Raw genomic sequence first — 15,973 nt, forward strand, 5'->3', positions numbered from 1 at the left:
ACACCCGGTCGGCTAGCGCCGCCTGTGCACCAGCCGTCCCGCGCACACCGTCGCGATGCACGCGCCGCTCTCGTCGAAGACGGCGAGGTCGGCGCGGCCGGTCTCGGTGATCGCGGTCGGCCGGGCCCGCGCCAGCACGACGACGTCGTTGCGCTCGGCGGCGGCCCGGAGTTCGGACGAGCCGGCGTGTTCGGCGAGGACGGCCACCGCGCCGAGCTTCAGCACCGCGTGGACACGCTCGCGTGGGCTCGGGGCGTCCGGCAGGGGGCCCTCGTGGATGTGCGCGGGACCGAGCACACCGGGCCAGCGCCGGACCCGCGCGCCGGGAAACCGCTGCTCCAGCTCCGCGAGAGGCCCCACACCCGCGACCCGGATGCCCTGGACGGCGACAGCACCGCCCTTGATCGGCTCCGGGTCGTCGTCCCAGACGTGACGGACCTCGTCGGCCGCGTGGATCGTCAGCACGGCGAGGTCAGTTGGAGGCCAGCAGCTTCAGTTCGGGGTGTGCCGTGCCGCCCTCGATCGCGGTGGACGAGATGTGCGAGACGACCCGCTCGTCGACCGGGTCGTTCGCCGGGTCGTCGTGCACGACGAGGTGCTCGTACGTCGTCGCGCGCTGCGCCGGGACGCGACCCGCCTTGCGGATCAGGTCGATGATCTCCAGGCGGTTGGAGCGGTGCTTGGCACCGGCCGAGGAGACCACGTTCTCCTCCAGCATGATCGAGCCGAGGTCGTCCGCGCCGTAGTGCAGCGACAACTGGCCGACCTCCTTGCCCGTGGTCAGCCAGGAGCCCTGGATGTGCCGGACGTTGTCGAGGAAGAGGCGGGCGATCGCGATCATCCGCAGGTACTCGAAGAGGGTCGCCTGGGTGCGGCCCTTCAGGTGGTTGTTCTCGGGCTGGTAGGTGTACGGGATGAAGGCGCGGAAGCCGCCCGTCCGGTCCTGTACGTCACGGATCATGCGCAGGTGCTCGATGCGCTCGGCGTTGGTCTCGCCGGTACCCATCAGCATGGTCGACGTGGACTCCACACCGAGGTCGTGCGCGGTCTCCATGATCTCCAGCCAGCGCTCGCCGGACTCCTTCAGCGGAGCGATCGCCTTGCGCGGGCGGGCGGGGAGCAGCTCGGCGCCGGCCCCGGCGAAGGAGTCGAGACCCGCGGCGTGGATGCGCCGGATCGCCTCCTCGACGGACACCTTCGAGATCCGCGCCATGTGCTCGACCTCGCTCGCCCCCAGGCTGTGGATGACGAGCTGCGGGTACTCCTTCTTGATGGCGGAGAAGTGCTTCTCGTAGTACTCGACGCCGTAGTCCGGGTGGTGTCCGCCCTGGAACATGATCTGGGTGCCGCCGAGTTCGACGGTCTCCGCGCACCGGCGCAGGATGTCGTCCAGGTCGCGCGTCCAGCCCTTGGCCGTGTCCTTCGGCGCCGCGTAGAAGGCGCAGAACTTGCACGCCGTGACGCACACGTTCGTGTAGTTGATGTTCCGCTCGATGATGTACGTCGCGATGTGCTCGATGCCGGCGTACTGACGGCGGCGTACGGCGTCGGCCGCGGAGCCCAGCGCGTGCAGGGGCGCGTCGCGGTAGAGGTCGAGCGCCTCCTCGGGAGTGATCCGCCCACCCTCGGCGGCACGGTCGAGGACGGACTGAAGGTCGGCCTTCTCGGTCACCGGAGCGTCCCTTTCGTCAAGGGTTGTGGACGGACCCGGCCAGCCTACGCCAGCGCCTCCGAACGGCTCACCTCAGGCCGCGTACGCGCCCATCAGCACACCGGCGTACACACCGGCGATCAGGAACGGCCCGAACGGGATCGCCGTCTTGCGTCCGGCCCTGCGCGTGAGCAGGAGCGCGCCGCCGTACAGCGCGCCGAACAGGAACCCGGCGAAGGTGCCCAGCATGACCGTCGCCCAGCCGTACCAGCCGAGGACCGCGCCCGCGCCGAGGGCGAGTTTCACGTCGCCGAAGCCCATGCCGCCCGGGTTGACGAGGTGCAGCACGAGGTAGCCGGCGCTGAGCGCGAGGGCGCCCAGCAGGGCCGTCGTCCAGTCACCGGCGTGCTCGGGCAGCAGCGCGGCCACCCCCAGCAGGGCGAGGGCTACGGCCGCGAGGGGCAGCGTGAGCGGATCGGGCAGCCGCTTCACCCGCAGATCGACGGCCGCGAGCAGCACTCCGACGGGCGCCAGCAGCAGCCAGACGGCCAGCTCGGGCCGGATGCCGGTGGCGAGCGCCAGCCCGGCACAGAGGAGCGCGGTGACGAGGGAGAAGCGAAGGGCGCCGGAGCCGTACGGCGGCGACGTGCCGGGGCAGCCGGGACAGCGGGCGGGGCCTAGCCAGCCGCGCAAGGGGTGCCCCTCGGGGCAGGTACGGCGCCGGCCGGGGTCGACGACTCCGGCCGCCTCCCCCGCATCCGCCCCCTCCAGTTCCTCCAGTTCCGGAAGTTCCACCGAGAACCGGTACGCCGCCCGTGGCAGCACCGCTCCCGCGACCGCCCCCCACACCACGGCGAGGGCGATCAGCACGGTGTCGATCGGTGCGACGGTCAAGGAACTCCGCCTCTCTCTTCGCTCGTCGCCTGCGCCGCTCGCTGCCTGTGCCTACGCCGCCCGCTAGTCGACCCGCGACATCCGCGCGACCGGATTCCCTTCGGCCGAACTCTCCGACCGGTACGTCAGATCGTCGCCCGTCCGCGTCAACCGCACGGTGTGGGCGGCCGGGTTGCAGCCGCCGTGGTTGGTCTTCGCGCCGACCGAGGTGGTGATCAGTTCCTTCGGGGTCACCTTCTTCAAGGTGAGGACGTCGAGGCAGACACCGCCGAGCACATCGGTCTGACGGAGGCGCCCCAACTCCGTTCCTACGGCGGCCTGTTTCACCGTCAGCCGGAAGGTGCCCATCGGGAGCTGACCGCCCAGGCCGCTGCCCTGGCCTTCCCAGGTGCCGACGTAGGCGGCGGGGACCGCACCGGTCGCGGCGGGGGACGGGGTCGCCGCCGGGGCCTGGGAGGACGCGTCGTTGCCCGCGGCGCTGTCGTTCTCGTCGGAGCCCGAACCCGGCATCAGGTCGAGGACGAACACCGAGCCGACCGTCACCGCCGCCAGCGCGCCCGCGACCGCGAGGGCCACGGTGCAGCTCAGCCGGCGCCCGCGCCCGCCCTCGCCGGGCGTCGCGGCGGCCGCGAGGGAGAGGGACAGCTTGCCGGGGCGCTCACCGCCGGTCGCGGACCGCCGGGCGTCCCGCGGCGCGGGCATCACCGGTGCCGGTCCGAACTCCCCCACCGTGGCGGGAGCCTGTGCCTCCCCCACCGTGGACGGCCCCTCCGCCTCCCCCACCGAGGCGCTGCTGAACCCCACCGGCCCGGACACCGGCCCGGCGCCGGCCCCTGCCCCCGTCACCTCCAGGTTCAGCAGCTGTACGGCGCTGCGCCCCACCTGCTCCACCAGCCGCCCCGGCAACCAGCCCGAGGCGACCAGGCGGGCCGCCCCCTCGGGGGCGAGACGGTGGGCGACCTCCGCGGGGGTGGGCCGGGCGGCGGGGTCCTTGGCGAGGCAGGCCGTGACCAGGTCCAGCAGGTCTCCGTCCAGGCGGCCCAGCGCGGGCTGCTCGTGGACGACCTTGTACAGCAGGGCGGCCGAGGAGTCGCCGGGGAACGGGGGTTCGCCGGTAGCCGCGTACGCCAGTACCGCGCCGAGGGAGAAGACGTCGGCGGCGCCGCCCGCGCCCTTGCCGAGGATCTGCTCGGGGGCCATGTAGCCGGGGGAGCCGACGGAGACGCCGGTCGAGGTGAGGGACGCGGTGCCGTCGGTCGCGCGGGCGATGCCGAAGTCGATGAGCAGGGGCCCGTCGACGGTGAGGAGGACGTTGGACGGCTTGACGTCCCGGTGCACGAGGCCGAGTCCGTGGACGGTGCCGAGCGCTTCTGCGAGGCCCGCCCCCAGCACCCGTACGGTGTGCTCGGGCAGTGCGCCGCCGCCCGCGACCGCCGCGGCCAGCGAGGGTCCGGCCGCGTAGGCGGTGGCGACCCAGGGGACGTTCGCCGTCGGGTCGGCGTCCAGGACGGGCGCGGTCCAGGCGCCGCCGACCCGCCGGGCGGCGTCGACCTCGCGCCGGAAGCGGGCACGGAACTCCTCGTCGAGCGCGAGGTGCGGGTGCACGATCTTCACGGCGACCGTGCGGCCTCCGGCGCTGCGGCCCAGGTAGACGCGGCCCATCCCGCCGGAGCCGAGCCGGCCGAGCAGCCGGTAGGGCCCCACCTCGGTGGGTTCGTCGACACCGAGCGGCTGCATGACGTCCACCCCTCCCCCGTAGCCCCCCGTGGGCCCGTGGGCCCCGAGGCCCGCCAGCAGCCTAGTGCCGTCGTTACGGCTGCAGAAGGTCGACCTTGACGTCGGCCGGGAAGCCGGTCGTCGGGCCGACGCGGCGGGCGAACTCGGTGACGGCCGCCAACTGGGCGGGCCCGAAGCGGAAGTCCAGCGTGGTGAAGTACCGCTCCAGGACCTCCTCGTCGAAGGCCTCCCAACGGGCCGCCTGCTCGGCGACCTTGGTGACCTCTTCGAGGGAGAGGTTGCGGGAGGCGAGGAAGGCCTCGTGGACCTTGCGGGTGATGAGCGGCTCGCGCTCCAGGTAGTCCCGGCGGGCCGCCCACACCGCGAAGACGAACGGCAGGCCGGTCCACTCCTTCCAGAGCGCGCCGAGGTCGTGCACCTGGAGGCCGTACCTGGGGCCGTCGAGCAGGTTCGCCCGCAGCGCCGCGTCGCCGATGAGTACGGCCGCCTCGGCCTCCTGCATCATCAGGCTCAGGTCGGGCGGGCAGGTGTAGTACTGCGGCCGGACGCCGTAGCGGTCGGACAGCAGGAGCTGGGCCAGGCGCACGGAGGTGCGTGAGGTGGAGCCGAGGGCGACGCGGGCGCCGTCCAGTTCCTCCAGCGGCACCTGGGAGACGATCACGCAGGACATGACGGGACCGTCGCAGCCGACGGCGATGTCGGGGAAGGCGACCAGCTCGTCGGCGTTCCTCAGGAACTCGACGAGGGTGATGGGCCCGATGTCGAGGTCCCCCCGCACCAACTGCTCGCTGAGCTTCTCCGGGGTGTCCTTGGTCAGCTCGAAGTCGAGGAGGGTGCCGGTTCTCGCGAGCCCCCAGTACAGGGGCAGGCAGTTGAGGAACTGGATGTGGCCGACGCGCGGCCGGGTGCGAGAATTGTCCACATCGCGACGATAGACCCCGCCCGGTGACGTGCGGCCTCCGGCCCCCGCTCCACACCTCGCTCCGACCCCGCACGGGTCCGCCGTCAACCCCTTTTCCGGATCTTCAAACATCCGGGTGACGTGATCTTGACCTCTATTGCATTCCGGTGCCTGCATGCTAGGCTCGCCGCAAGTTGCAGTTTGGTTTCCCTTGCAGTACAGAGCCTGCGGAGCATGTAACCGCAGGCTCTTGACGTTTTCAGACGTATGCAGTTGTGCGGCACTTGCTTTCACGCTTGCAGGGTTCTGGAGCAGGGCAACCCTTTGGGCCCAAGGAGGGCTTATGGCTACCGGAACCGTGAAGTGGTTCAACGCCGAAAAGGGCTTTGGCTTCATCGCCCAAGAGGGCGGCGGCCCCGACGTCTTCGTCCACTACTCCGCGATCAACGCGCAGGGTTTTCGTTCGCTCGAGGAGAACCAAGCGGTCTCCTTCGACGTGACCCAGGGCCCGAAGGGCCCGCAGGCGGAGAACGTCACCCCCGTCTGATCGCCTGATCGCATCACACCCTGAGATCGCAAGTCTCTGAGAGCAGTACCCAAGGAGCCCCGCGCCGCAAGGCGACGGGGCTCCTGCCTTTCCGTGACGGTCCCCGCCCCTACACGTGCTGCATGACGAGCACGAACGTCGTCCCGGGCAGCAACGCCTCGTACGAGTGGGGCACATCACCCCGGTACGTCAGGTAGTCGCCGGGCTCCAGCTCCACCGTCTCCCCGACCGGCCCCGCCAGCACCCGCCCGGTGCTCACGATCAGGTGCTCGACCGTGCCCGGAATGTGCGGCTCCGAGACGCGGGCCGCGCCCGGTTCGGCCCGGAGGTGGTACAGGTCCCGCCGGGCACCCGGCGGACTGGCGGACAACAGGGTCGCCACGTACGGCGCCTGCTCCGAGGCGACCGTCGGCCCCTCCCCCGCCCTGATCACGCGTACGGCGGAGACCGGGGGCTCCACCAGCGCGCTGAACGGGACGCCCAGAGCCACGCCGAGCGCCCAGATCGTCTCCATGCTCGGGTTCCCGCTCGCCCCCTCCAACTGGGAGAGCGTGGACTTGGCGATGCCGGCGCGCTTCGCCAGCTCGGAGAGGGACAGCCCGGCTCGGGTGCGTTCGCGACGCAGGGAGGCGGCGATCCAGTCGAGGGGGAGGCGGGAGGGCTGCGGGGGCGCGGCGTCGGACATGGCGTTCGCTCCATCGGTACGGACGTTCGGCTTGACGAACAGTTGTCGCTCTGTTCATTGTAGAAAACATGCGTTCGCCAAACCGAACACCCCGTGTATCGGCCGTCCAACGGGCCCTCGTCCGCGACAGTTCACTCGTCTGGCTCGCCAGCGGGGTGGTCGGCGTGTCCTTCGGGGCGATCTCCGTGGCCGGAGGGCTTCCGGTATGGGTGCCGGTGGCGATGTCCGTGCTGGTGTACGCGGGATCGGCGCAGTTCAGCGCGGTGGGCGTGCTGTTGGCCGGGGGCGGGCCGTTCGCCGCGGCGGCGACCGGGCTGCTGCTGAACACCCGGACGGCCGCCTTCGGGCTGGCCGTCGCCGACCTGCTGGGACCCGGTCGCGCGACCCGCCTTCTCGGCGCGCACCTCGTCACGGACGAGACCGTCGCCCTCGCGCTGGCCCAGCCGGACCCCGCTCGCCGCAAGGCGGCCTTCTGGATCTCCGGGCTCGGGCTGTTCGTCGTGTGGAACCTCGGTGTGCTGGCCGGGGCGCTCGCCGGCGGCGCCCTCGGCGACACCGCCGCGTACGGCCTCGACGCCGCCTTCCCCGCCGTTCTGGTGGCCCTGGTACTGCCCGCGCTCCGCGAGGACGCCCGGCTACGGCGTTCCGCGGCACTCGGCGCCGCCCTGGCCCTGGCGCTGACGCCCGCCGTCCCGGCCGGGGTGCCGGTCCTGCTGGCACTCGCCGGGCTGTTTCTGTACGGCCGTGAGGGAGCCGCCGTATGAGTGCGTCGGTCGTCGTGATCCTGGTGTTGGCGGTGGGGACCTACGCGTTCCGGCTGGTGGGGCCCGCGCTGCACGGGCGGGTCGTCCTGCCCGCGCGGGTACGGGAGTTGCTGTCGGCCGGGGCGGTGGTGCTGCTGGCCGCGCTGCTGGCGACCGGCGCCCTGACCGAGGGCGGTGGCTTCGCCGGGTGGGCGCGTCCGGCGGGGGTGCTGGTGGCGGTGGCCCTGGCGTGGCGGCGGGCGCCGTTCCCGGTGGTGGTGCTGGGAGCGGCGGTGACGGCGGCGGGGCTGCGGGCGTTGGGCGTCAGTTGAGCCGCGACAATGTGAGTGCGCGCACTTGACCGGGCGCGACGGAAACAGGATGGGAAACGGGGGATCACATGGAAAACGGTGACGAAACAGGCGGCACTTCCGACGGCGCCGGGGCCTCGGCCGCCGTGCCGGTCGGCCTCGCGGCCGGACTGGGGATCGGCACGGCCGTCGGTGTCGCTCTCGGGCTGACCGTCTTCCACAACCTCGGACTCGGACTCTCCCTCGGCATCGGCCTGGGCGTGGCCATCGGCGCGGGAGCCGATGCGGGTGCGGGCGTCGCGCGCGAGCGCGGGAAGGCAGAGAAGGCCGGGGAGACGCCCCGGGAGGCGGGCGAACCCCCGGAGTAGGAGGGCTGTCAGTGGTACCGGCTACGGTCCCGCGCATGACCGAAGCCTCCGATTTCCTCACCGCCACCCGCACCTTCTACGACGCCGTCGCCGAGGACTACGCCGACCGGTTCCGTGACCTGCACGAGAAGCTCCCCTGGGACCGTGCCGTGTTCACGCTGTACGCCGAACTCGTCGGCGCGGGCGGGAAGGTGGCCGATCTCGGGTGCGGGCCGGGGCGGGTGACCGGGCATCTCGCGTCGCTGGGGCTGTCCATGTCCGGGCTGGACCTGTCGGACTCGATGCTGGCGGTGGCGCGGCGGGAGAATCCTGGGCTCCGGTTCGAGCGGGGTTCGATGCTGGAGCTGCGGCACGAGGACGGATCGCTGGACGGGGTCGTCTCCTGGTACTCGTCCATCCACACGCCGGCGGACCGACTCCCCCACCTCTTCGCCGAGTTCCGGCGTGTCCTGAAGCCCGGCGGCCACGCCCTCCTCGCCTTCCAGGTCGGCGACGAGCCCAAGCACCACGACCGGCCGTGGGGTCACCCGGTGTCCCTGGACTTCCACCGCCGCACACCGGAGCGGATGGCCGAGCTGCTTGCCGAAGCCGGTTTCTCCGTACGTTCCCGAACGGTCCGCGCACCGGAGCCCGAACTCGACGAGAAGGTGCCGCAGGCGTACCTGGTGGCCCGCGCCTGAGGGTTGTCCGGTGGGCCCCGCCAGGGGACAGGCGGGCCGGGAAGCCGGACCGTGACGAGGAGACCGCCGGCGGGGCGGGGCACGGGGGCGGGGGTCCCGTCGTGGGCGCGGTGAGGGTCGGTACCAGTTCCGGTTCTGTGGAGTCGGGGCCTGCGCGACGCTCGTCGAGGCGACAGAACGTTGGTCAGGTCAGGGCGGACGAAGGTAGCGTCAGGCCCGTCGAGGTCTTCCAGATGGGCAGTGTGAGAACTTCCATCACCGGAAGACCTCGCCGCCTACCCGGCCACCGCCGACGCCCTCAACTGCGAAGAGCCACTCCAGGAGCCGACGATGGATGACGACATTCAGCTGATCAGCGACGGCGACGGCCTGGCGGTCATCGGAAGTCCGCCGGCCGTCGAACGCTTCCTCGTCTCCGAAGGACTGCCGTCGAAGGACCTCGGACTGCCAAGGCTCCGATCGGTCCTCGGTGCCGTGGCTGGAGCCGCGCAGACAGGTTCCGAGATCGCTGCCGACTCGGGCCGCTGGGTGAAGCTGACCGAGCAGTCCGCGCAGGCTCTCAAGAAGTACGACCTGATGAAGGGTTCGCATGCGGGCGTCAGCCGTGCCGTGTTGACGAAGAACGGCAAGATCAAGGGACTCCTCGAAGTGGCGAGGACACCCGGATCGTTTCTGACCAGTCCGGAGCGGCTGTCCGGTGTCGCCGGGCTCATGGCGCAGCTTGCGATGCAGCAGACCATGGACGAGATCACCGACTATCTCGCCGCGATCGACGCGAAGGTCGACGACGTGCTCCGCGCCCAGAAGGACGCGGTGTTGGCGGACATGATCGGAGCGGGCCTCGTCATCGAGGAGGCCATGACCGTCCGGGAGCAGGTGGGTCGGGTCTCCGGGATCACGTGGTCGAAGGTGCAGAACACGTCGATGACGATCGCACGGACCCAGGTCTACGCGTTGCGCCAACTCGACGCGCTCGCCGAGAAGATGGAGCGCAAGTCCAAGATCGGTGATCTCGCCAAGGCGTCCAGGGACGCGGAGTCCACCGTTCGGGAGTGGCTCGCCGTTCTGGCTCGTTGCTTCCAACTGCACGACGCGGTCGCCGTGCTCGAACTCGACCGCGTGCTGGACGCGTCTCCGGATGAGCTGGACCGGCATCGTCTCGCGCTTCGGGTTGCCCGGCAGAACCGGATGGAACTCATCTCGCGGAGCACCGAGCGTCTGATGGCCCACGTGGACGCGGCTGTCGGCACGGCCAACACGAAGGTGCTGCTCCACCCGACCGCATCCCCGGCTGTGGTGCATTCGAGCAACCATGTCGCGATCGCCGTCGTCGACTTCCACGGGCGGCTCGGGATCGAGCGCGGCCGACAGTCATTGGACGCGAGACGATGGGCGGAAGCCGCCGTGGATGCGAGGGACAGGGTGCTCGAGACGGGCGCAGAAGGCGTCAATGCCGCCAGGCGCCTCGGCAACGAGACCCTCGGCCGCGCCAGATCGGTGACGGGCAAGCTCTCCAGCGGGATCGCCGAGCGAGTGCTCCGTCGGCGCGGGGACGACGAGGAACCCGACAAGGAAGGCTGAGACGCCGGCACACATGCCTGTCGCCGGCGACCCCGTCACCGCGCCGCATCCGGAGGCCCTCACCGCCTACGCGGCGGAGTCGAGCGTTCTGCGGCAGTCGTCCCAGGCGGCCCCGCTCAGCAGCGGCCGAAAGCGGGTGAACAGGGCGAGCAGACCGGGCCCCCACCGCTCGCGGAAGGCGGGGTCCAGGTCGGCGAGGTCGAGTTCGTTGGCCGCGGTGAGGTCGGCGAAGTCACGGAGCAGGCAAGGCGCGGGGATTCGGCGGGTGCCGGTGAAGCGGTCCTGGAAGCGCGGATCGGATCCGGCCAGCATCGGATAGGACGCTTCCCGGTCGCAGCTCGCGTAGAAGTACACGATCGCCTCCGCCTCCTCGCCGATCGCCGCGACGAGTTCACCGCGGCGGTCCAGCGGGAGCAGGGCCGAGGGGAAGCCGTCGGTGCCGTAGAAAGCGTGGCAGAGGCCGGCGAGCCGGAGGGCGGGGCGCGCACCCCAGCCGGCGAGCCGGGACCGTACGCGGAGCAGATGGGCGAGGAGGGTGCCGCCGGGGTGGGCCAGCGTCCCCGCGCCCAGCTCACGCAGCAGCGCCTCGGCCCGGTCGAGCGCGTCTTCTTCCTCCATGGCGAAGTGTCCCTTCCCTCACAAGCGTTTCCCCCGTGCCGTGAGCGGAACCTCGGCCCAGACCGTCTTGCCCACGTCACGCTCGTCGACGCCCCACGTTCTCGCGAGTACGGCGACCAGCACCAGGCCCCGGCCACCCTCCGCGTCCGGGTCCGTCACGATCCGCAGCTTCCGGTCGCCGCGCGTGTCACTCACCTCGACACGCAGCGTGCCCTCCGGGAGCAGCAGCAGCCGTAGCTCGAAGTCCCGTCCCGGCACCCGGCCGTGCGTGACGGCGTTCGCGGCCGGCTCCGCGACGACGTGCTGCGCGGTGTCGTTGGCGTCCCCGTCGTGCGGGTGTCCCCAGGCGTCGAGCTGCTGCGCCGTCATCCGTCGGGCCAGCCGGGCACCCCTCGGCGTGGAGCTGAGGCGGAGGGTCAGTTCCCCGAGGGGGGTGGAGATCTGGGTGGAGCGGGCTACCCGAGGCTGATCACGGACCCGGAGGAGGTCCGGAAGATCGCCGAACGCTATGGGATCATGCGAGCGATGGCTCTCTCGCCCAGAGAAACCCGCACGTTGATCGAGAAGAAGCTGGAGGAGCTATGAGCAGCGGGAACCTCACCTGGTTCAAGTCCAGCTACAGCGACGGCGAAGGCGGGGATTGCGTCGAAGCCGCCTACACCTGGCGCAAGTCGCCCCACAGCAGCGGCGGAGGCGGCGAATGCCTGGAAGTAGCCGCCTGCCCCCACACCATCCACGTCCGTGACTCCAAGAACCCCACCGGTCCCACCCTGGGCCTCTCCCCCGCCGCCTGGGCGCACTTCCTCCCCTACGGCAGCGGATCCTCCCCCAGCACCGGCGGAGCGCCCACCGCGGTCTCGTAGGCGTCTCGGGGGAACTCGTAGGGGCCCATCGCGAGTTCCCCCCATTCCTCCTCCCGGTACGGCTGGCGGAAGGTGGACCAGGTGACCGTCGTGGGGGTGATGGTGATCTTGGCCATGAGGGGCCAGCAGCCCCAGATGCCGCAGGGGCAGCCGAGCAGGGGGACGGTGTTCCCGGCGGTGCGGAAGTGGTCCTCGAACTCGGGGACGCCGAGTCCGTCGTGCTGGGCGCGGACCTGCTCGGCGGTCTCCTTCTCGTCCTCGGCCTCGTCGTCGAACTCTCCCGCCAGTTCGGCCCGCCACAGCGGGTAGGTCGCCTCGCCGACGAGCGTGCGCAGGTCCGTCCCGTCGACCCTGATTCCCCACACCAGGTAGTCCGGGCAGGTCGGGCTGTCGGCCCAGGGGTAGTGGAAGAACTCGATGGCGTTCACGGGCGGCATCCTCCCTGGCCGTGGACCTGTTCCGCGAACCGTTTACTACGGAACCGTCTACTGCCGGTACAGCCCCTCCGCCTCGTCGGCGAAGTCGCGCAGGATCGCTTCCCGACGGAGTTTCATGGAGGGGGTGAGGTGGCCCTCCGCCTCGGTGAAGTCGCGGGGCAGGATGGTGAACCGGCGGATCGACTCGGGGCGGGAGACGAGCTTGTTGGCCTCGTCGATCGCGCGCTGGAGGACGTCGTGCAAATCGTCGTCGTCGAGGAGGAGTTCGACCGGGACGGGGTGCTTGCCGTTCATCTGGCGCCAGTGGGTGAGGCCGTCGCGGTCGAGGGTGAGCAGGGCGGAGACGTAGGGGCGGCCGTCGCCGAGGACCATGGCCTGGGAGATCAGGGGGTGCGAGCGCAGCCAGTTCTCCAGCGGGGCTGGGGCGACGCTCTTGCCGCCGGAGGTGATGATCAGCTCCTTCTTGCGGCCGGTGATCGTGAGGTAGCCCTCGTCGTCGAGTTCGCCTATGTCGCCGGTGGCGAGCCAGCCGTCGGGGGCGGCGGGGACGACTCCGCCGGCGGCCGGGTCCCAGTAGCCGCGCAGGACGTGGTCACCGGCGATGAGTATCTCGCCGTCGGTCGCTATGCGGATCTTCGTGCCGGGCAGCGGCCAGCCGACCGTGCCCAGGCGGGGCTTCATGGGCGGGGTGACGGTCGAGGCGCCGGTGGTCTCGGTGAGGCCGTAGCCCTCGTAGATCTCGATGCCCGCGCCGGCGTAGAACGCGGCGAGGCGGCGGCCCAGCGGGGAGCCGCCGCAGATGGCGTGCCGGACCCGGCCGCCCATGGCGTTGCGGATGCGGCGGTAGACCAGCGGGTCGTAGAGGGCGCGGGCCGCGCGGAGGGTGGCGCCGGGGCCGCTTCCGGTGCCGGCGTTGTGGGCCTCGACGGCCTCGCCGTAGCGGATGGCCGTGTTCACCGCCCGGTCGAAGGTGGACACCCGGCCGCCCGTCTCCGCCTTCGCACGGGCCGTGTTGAAGATCTTCTCCAGCATGTACGGGATGGCGAGCAGGCAGGTGGGTCTGAACGCCGCCAGATCCGGGAGGAGTTGGTCGGCCTTGAGGCTGGGGGCGTGGCCGAGGCGGACGCGGGCGCGGATGCAGGCGATGGCGACCATCCGGCCGAAGACATGGGACATGGGGAGGAAGAGGAGCACGGAGAGGTCGTCGGTGGACGACTTGAAGACCGGGTAGAGCAGCTCGATCGCGTTGTCGATCTCGGCGAAGAAGTTCCCGTGCGTGAGCGCGCAGCCTTTGGGGCGGCCGGTGGTGCCCGACGTGTAGATGAGGGTGGCGAGGGTGTCCGGGACCAACATGCCCCGACGGACCTCGACTTCGGACTCCGGGACGTGCTGCTCGCCCAGTTCGGCGAGGCGGTCCACATGGCCTTTCTCGATCACCCAGATGTGATGCAGGTCGGGCAGCCGGTCGCGTTCGGGGCCGATGGCCGCCGCCTGCCCGAGCGTCTCGGTGACGAGGGCGACCGCGCCCGAGTCCTGGAGGATCCACCGGGTCTGGAAGACGGAGGAGGTCGGGTAGACGGGGACGGTGACCAGTCCGGCCGCCCAGGCGGCGAAGTCGAGCAGCGTCCACTCGTAGGTCGTACGGGCCATGATGGCGATCCGGTCGCCCGGCGCGAGCCCTTCCCCGATCAACCCCTTGGCCACCGCGAGGACTTCGGCGGCGAACTGCTGTGCCGTCACGTCCGCCCACCGGCCCTCCGCGTCCCTGCGGCTGAGGACCACGGCGTCGGGGGCCGCCCCCGCGTTGTCGAACGGCAGCTCCGCGAGCGAGCCGTACGTCATGGGACGCGCGAACACCGGCATTGACGCCTCCCGTACGGCGCCGTCCAGCCTGCGGGTCTCGGGTTCCACGAGGGCGGGGGGAGCGTCGTAGCCGGCGAAGGCCGGCGTGGAGGATGAATACGGGGTGGACACGGGCGGCTCCCTGGGCGTGCAGCGATCGAACTGCTTGCTGCATGAAGTACGTGCCTCGCGCGTCGAGGCGTTCAACCGGGACGGAACCGCAGAAAGGGGTTACCCCCGGTCAGGATGGGGATCGTACGGGGCTGACGTGTGGGGCTTGTGCGGGTTCGGAGGTGCTCATGGGCCGGGGATGTGCAGCCTCCAGGGGTATGTGAGTGACCCTCAGGTTCGCTGGTGGCGAGGTGTTTCGCGGGGTTGCCGAGTGGGCTTGCCGGTGGATTTACCGGCGGTAACCTTACTCCAGAGTAATGACTTCGCAGAGGGCAGGCGAGAGGGCGGGAAAGATGGACATGGCCGACCGAAACACGCGTCTCGGCAGCGAGGGGCGGACACGGTGACGAACCCGCCCCTGACCGCACCCCCCGCCCTCGGCCCGCTGCTCGCCCTCGGTGCGCTCCGGTCGCCCTTCAAACGGCCCCGGCCCGGCGCCTCCTTCTCCGGCGACCGGCTCGTCCTGCCCGGCCTGCGTGTCGACCTCGCCCGGCTCGCCGCCTACGAGCGGGTCTGCGGCTTCCCCACCGGCGAGGACGCCCTGCCGATCACCTACCCGCACGTCCTCGGCTTCCCGCTGGCCATGCGCATCATGAGCGGCCGCGCGTTCCCCCTCCCACTGCTCGGCCTGGTCCACACCTCGATCGCACTGTCCCGGCACCGACCCCTCCCGGCCACCGGGACGACGTACGAACTCGCCGTGCACGTCGACCGGTTGGCCCCGCACCGGCGCGGCACGGAGGCCGTCGTCGTGACCGAGCTGCGGGAGGCCGGGGAGGTGGTGTGGGAGTCGGAGAGCACGTACCTGGCTCGGCACCGTACGGGTGGGCAGGGGCCCGATCCGCTTCCGGAGAGCGTGGAACCGCCGCTTCCGGTGGCCGGGCCTTCCCGTACCGTGGCCGGGCCCTCCCTTCCCGTGGTGGGTGAGTGGCGGCTCGGTGCGGATGTGGGGCGGCGGTACGGGGCCGTCTCCGGGGACCGCAACCCGATCCACCTCTCCCCGCTCACCGCCCGCCTCTTCGGCTTCCCCCGCGCCATCGCCCACGGCATGTGGACCGCGGCCCGCTGCCTCGCCGCCCACGGGACACCGGCCGCGGCACACGTCCACGTCGACTTCCGGGCGCCCGTCCTGCTGCCGGGGACGGTGGCCTTCGCGGCGGAGGGAGGGCGGTTCGAGCTGCGGGGGGCGGGGGGCGACGGGGAGGAGCGGGTGCATGTGAGGGGACGGGTGGAGGCGGTGACGCCGGCCTGACCGAACGCCCGGTTCAGGACTCCGGCGGGGACCAGGGGTGACCGGTCATGAGATTGCCGAGGCCGGCCCAGGCGAAGTTCATCAGCGTCGCCGCCGCCTGGCGGGGGGTGACCGACTCGGCGGTGTTCGCCCAGGCGGCCAGGGACTCGGCGGCGCCCACCAGGGCCTCGGCCAGGCCCGCCACCTCCCGTTCGGGGAGGTCCGGGTCACGGTGTGCCTCACGGGCGGCGATCACGATCAGCTGGGTCACGAACGCCACGATCTCCGCGCGCATCGCCGCGGCCTCGGCGGCGAAGGTCTCGCCGTGGGTGCGGGCCTGGATGTGCAGGACGGACCAGGCGTGCGGATGGCGGCCGGTGTGCGCGAAGAACGCCAGCAGGCCGTCCCAGAGTTGGCGGTCGGCCGGCAGTCCGGTGTCCACGCCCGCGCGCACCGCCCCGACGAGCGCCTCCGCCTCACGCCGGATGCAGGCGGTGAACAGGTCTTCCTTGGAGTTCAGGTAGAGATAGACCAACGGCTTGGACACGCCCGCCAGTTCGGCGATCTCGTCCATCGACGCGGCCATGTACCCGCGCCGCCCGAAAGTCTCCACGGCGGCGTCCAGCATCTGCTGCTCACGGACCGCACGCGGCATCCGCTTGGTCTTCACGGCACCCATGGGGAAAGACTAGTTGCGGCCGACGGGGTCGAAC

19 protein-coding genes and 1 pseudogene are annotated in these 15,973 nt (G+C 71.4%); 9 read left to right on the forward strand and 11 right to left on the reverse strand.

Annotated features, from left to right (window positions below):
- Positions 1 to 12 precede the first annotated feature (12 nt).
- The 5 genes from ACFWJX_RS14390 to ACFWJX_RS14410 form a co-directional block, all read right to left on the reverse strand.
- Entirely contained in the window at positions 13 to 465 is a 453-nt protein-coding gene (locus ACFWJX_RS14390; protein WP_383241666.1) for a hypothetical protein, read from the reverse strand.
- A gap of 7 nt (positions 466 to 472) precedes the next feature.
- The gene (gene mqnC / locus ACFWJX_RS14395) at positions 473 to 1,672 is read right to left on the reverse strand and encodes a cyclic dehypoxanthinyl futalosine synthase (protein WP_383241669.1); all 1,200 of its coding nucleotides are present in this window, start codon (positions 1,670 to 1,672) and stop codon (positions 473 to 475) included.
- Positions 1,673 to 1,744: 72 nt separating this feature from the next.
- Positions 1,745 to 2,545: a prepilin peptidase gene (locus ACFWJX_RS14400; protein ID WP_383241672.1), complete on the reverse strand. Its 801-nt coding sequence runs from the start codon at positions 2,543 to 2,545 to the stop codon at positions 1,745 to 1,747.
- Between the two features lie 63 nt (positions 2,546 to 2,608).
- Positions 2,609 to 4,282, reverse strand: a complete 1,674-nt coding sequence (locus tag ACFWJX_RS14405; RefSeq protein WP_383241675.1) for a serine/threonine-protein kinase — start codon at positions 4,280 to 4,282, stop codon at positions 2,609 to 2,611.
- 73 nt (positions 4,283 to 4,355) lie between these two features.
- Positions 4,356 to 5,204, reverse strand: a complete 849-nt coding sequence (locus ACFWJX_RS14410) for a menaquinone biosynthetic enzyme MqnA/MqnD family protein (RefSeq protein WP_383241680.1) — start codon at positions 5,202 to 5,204, stop codon at positions 4,356 to 4,358.
- 322 nt (positions 5,205 to 5,526) lie between these two features.
- Between ACFWJX_RS14410 and ACFWJX_RS14415 the strand changes: the two genes are divergently transcribed.
- Positions 5,527 to 5,730: a cold-shock protein gene (locus tag ACFWJX_RS14415; RefSeq protein ID WP_073499902.1), complete on the forward strand. Its 204-nt coding sequence runs from the start codon at positions 5,527 to 5,529 to the stop codon at positions 5,728 to 5,730.
- 109 nt (positions 5,731 to 5,839) lie between these two features.
- Here ACFWJX_RS14415 and ACFWJX_RS14420 read toward each other — a convergent pair whose 3' ends face one another.
- The gene (locus ACFWJX_RS14420; protein ID WP_383241683.1) at positions 5,840 to 6,415 is read right to left on the reverse strand and encodes a helix-turn-helix domain-containing protein; all 576 of its coding nucleotides are present in this window, start codon (positions 6,413 to 6,415) and stop codon (positions 5,840 to 5,842) included.
- Positions 6,416 to 6,483: 68 nt separating this feature from the next.
- Here ACFWJX_RS14420 and ACFWJX_RS14425 point away from each other — a divergent pair, with 68 nt between their 5' ends.
- The 5 genes from ACFWJX_RS14425 (at position 6,484) to ACFWJX_RS14445 (ending at position 10,098) form a co-directional block, all read left to right on the forward strand.
- Positions 6,484 to 7,179 carry an AzlC family ABC transporter permease gene (locus ACFWJX_RS14425; protein ID WP_383241686.1) on the forward strand — a complete coding sequence of 232 codons (696 nt, stop codon included), beginning with the start codon at positions 6,484 to 6,486 and terminating at the stop codon, positions 7,177 to 7,179.
- Positions 7,176 to 7,490: an AzlD domain-containing protein gene (locus tag ACFWJX_RS14430; RefSeq protein WP_383241689.1), complete on the forward strand. Its 315-nt coding sequence runs from the start codon at positions 7,176 to 7,178 to the stop codon at positions 7,488 to 7,490. The genes ACFWJX_RS14425 and ACFWJX_RS14430 overlap by 4 nt, the downstream gene beginning before the upstream one ends.
- A 68-nt stretch (positions 7,491 to 7,558) precedes the next feature.
- On the forward strand, positions 7,559 to 7,837 hold the full coding sequence (locus tag ACFWJX_RS14435) for a hypothetical protein (protein ID WP_383241692.1): 279 nt from the start codon (positions 7,559 to 7,561) through the stop codon (positions 7,835 to 7,837).
- A gap of 35 nt (positions 7,838 to 7,872) precedes the next feature.
- The gene (locus tag ACFWJX_RS14440) at positions 7,873 to 8,517 is read left to right on the forward strand and encodes a class I SAM-dependent DNA methyltransferase (RefSeq protein WP_383241694.1); all 645 of its coding nucleotides are present in this window, start codon (positions 7,873 to 7,875) and stop codon (positions 8,515 to 8,517) included.
- Between the two features lie 330 nt (positions 8,518 to 8,847).
- Positions 8,848 to 10,098: a hypothetical protein gene (locus tag ACFWJX_RS14445; RefSeq protein WP_383241697.1), complete on the forward strand. Its 1,251-nt coding sequence runs from the start codon at positions 8,848 to 8,850 to the stop codon at positions 10,096 to 10,098.
- 66 nt (positions 10,099 to 10,164) lie between these two features.
- Here the strand turns inward: ACFWJX_RS14445 and ACFWJX_RS14450 are convergent, their stop codons facing one another.
- Entirely contained in the window at positions 10,165 to 10,716 is a 552-nt protein-coding gene (locus ACFWJX_RS14450) for a DUF6817 domain-containing protein (protein ID WP_383241700.1), read from the reverse strand.
- A gap of 18 nt (positions 10,717 to 10,734) precedes the next feature.
- Positions 10,735 to 11,157, reverse strand: coding sequence for an ATP-binding protein (locus tag ACFWJX_RS14455; RefSeq protein WP_383241912.1), 423 nt, complete (start codon positions 11,155 to 11,157; stop codon positions 10,735 to 10,737).
- A gap of 12 nt (positions 11,158 to 11,169) precedes the next feature.
- Here ACFWJX_RS14455 and ACFWJX_RS14460 point away from each other — a divergent pair.
- Positions 11,170 to 11,301, forward strand: a pseudogene (locus tag ACFWJX_RS14460) (transcriptional regulator); the annotation flags it as partial.
- Positions 11,298 to 11,579, forward strand: coding sequence for a DUF397 domain-containing protein (locus tag ACFWJX_RS14465; protein ID WP_383241702.1), 282 nt, complete (start codon positions 11,298 to 11,300; stop codon positions 11,577 to 11,579). The pseudogene ACFWJX_RS14460 and the gene ACFWJX_RS14465, both read left to right, overlap by 4 nt.
- On the opposite strand, the gene ACFWJX_RS14470 is transcribed toward ACFWJX_RS14465, so the two are convergent.
- Together ACFWJX_RS14470 and ACFWJX_RS14475 are read right to left on the reverse strand one after the other, a co-directional pair.
- Positions 11,525 to 12,016 (reverse strand): hypothetical protein, encoded by a 492-nt coding sequence (locus ACFWJX_RS14470; protein ID WP_383241705.1) that lies wholly within the window; start codon positions 12,014 to 12,016, stop codon positions 11,525 to 11,527. The two genes, ACFWJX_RS14465 and ACFWJX_RS14470, sit on opposite strands and share 55 nt — an antisense overlap.
- Positions 12,017 to 12,064: 48 nt before the next feature.
- Positions 12,065 to 13,990 (reverse strand): AMP-dependent synthetase/ligase, encoded by a 1,926-nt coding sequence (locus ACFWJX_RS14475; RefSeq protein WP_383241708.1) that lies wholly within the window; start codon positions 13,988 to 13,990, stop codon positions 12,065 to 12,067.
- A 382-nt stretch (positions 13,991 to 14,372) separates the two neighbouring features.
- Between ACFWJX_RS14475 and ACFWJX_RS14480 the strand changes: the two genes are divergently transcribed.
- Entirely contained in the window at positions 14,373 to 15,281 is a 909-nt protein-coding gene (locus tag ACFWJX_RS14480; RefSeq protein WP_383241711.1) for a MaoC/PaaZ C-terminal domain-containing protein, read from the forward strand.
- 13 nt (positions 15,282 to 15,294) lie between these two features.
- On the opposite strand, the gene ACFWJX_RS14485 is transcribed toward ACFWJX_RS14480, so the two are convergent.
- Positions 15,295 to 15,939, reverse strand: coding sequence for a TetR/AcrR family transcriptional regulator (locus tag ACFWJX_RS14485; protein ID WP_383241713.1), 645 nt, complete (start codon positions 15,937 to 15,939; stop codon positions 15,295 to 15,297).
- Positions 15,940 to 15,973: the final 34 nt, after the last annotated feature.

Source organism: Streptomyces sp. NPDC058335, assembly GCF_042723915.1.
Taxonomy (GTDB): domain Bacteria; phylum Actinomycetota; class Actinomycetes; order Streptomycetales; family Streptomycetaceae; genus Streptomyces.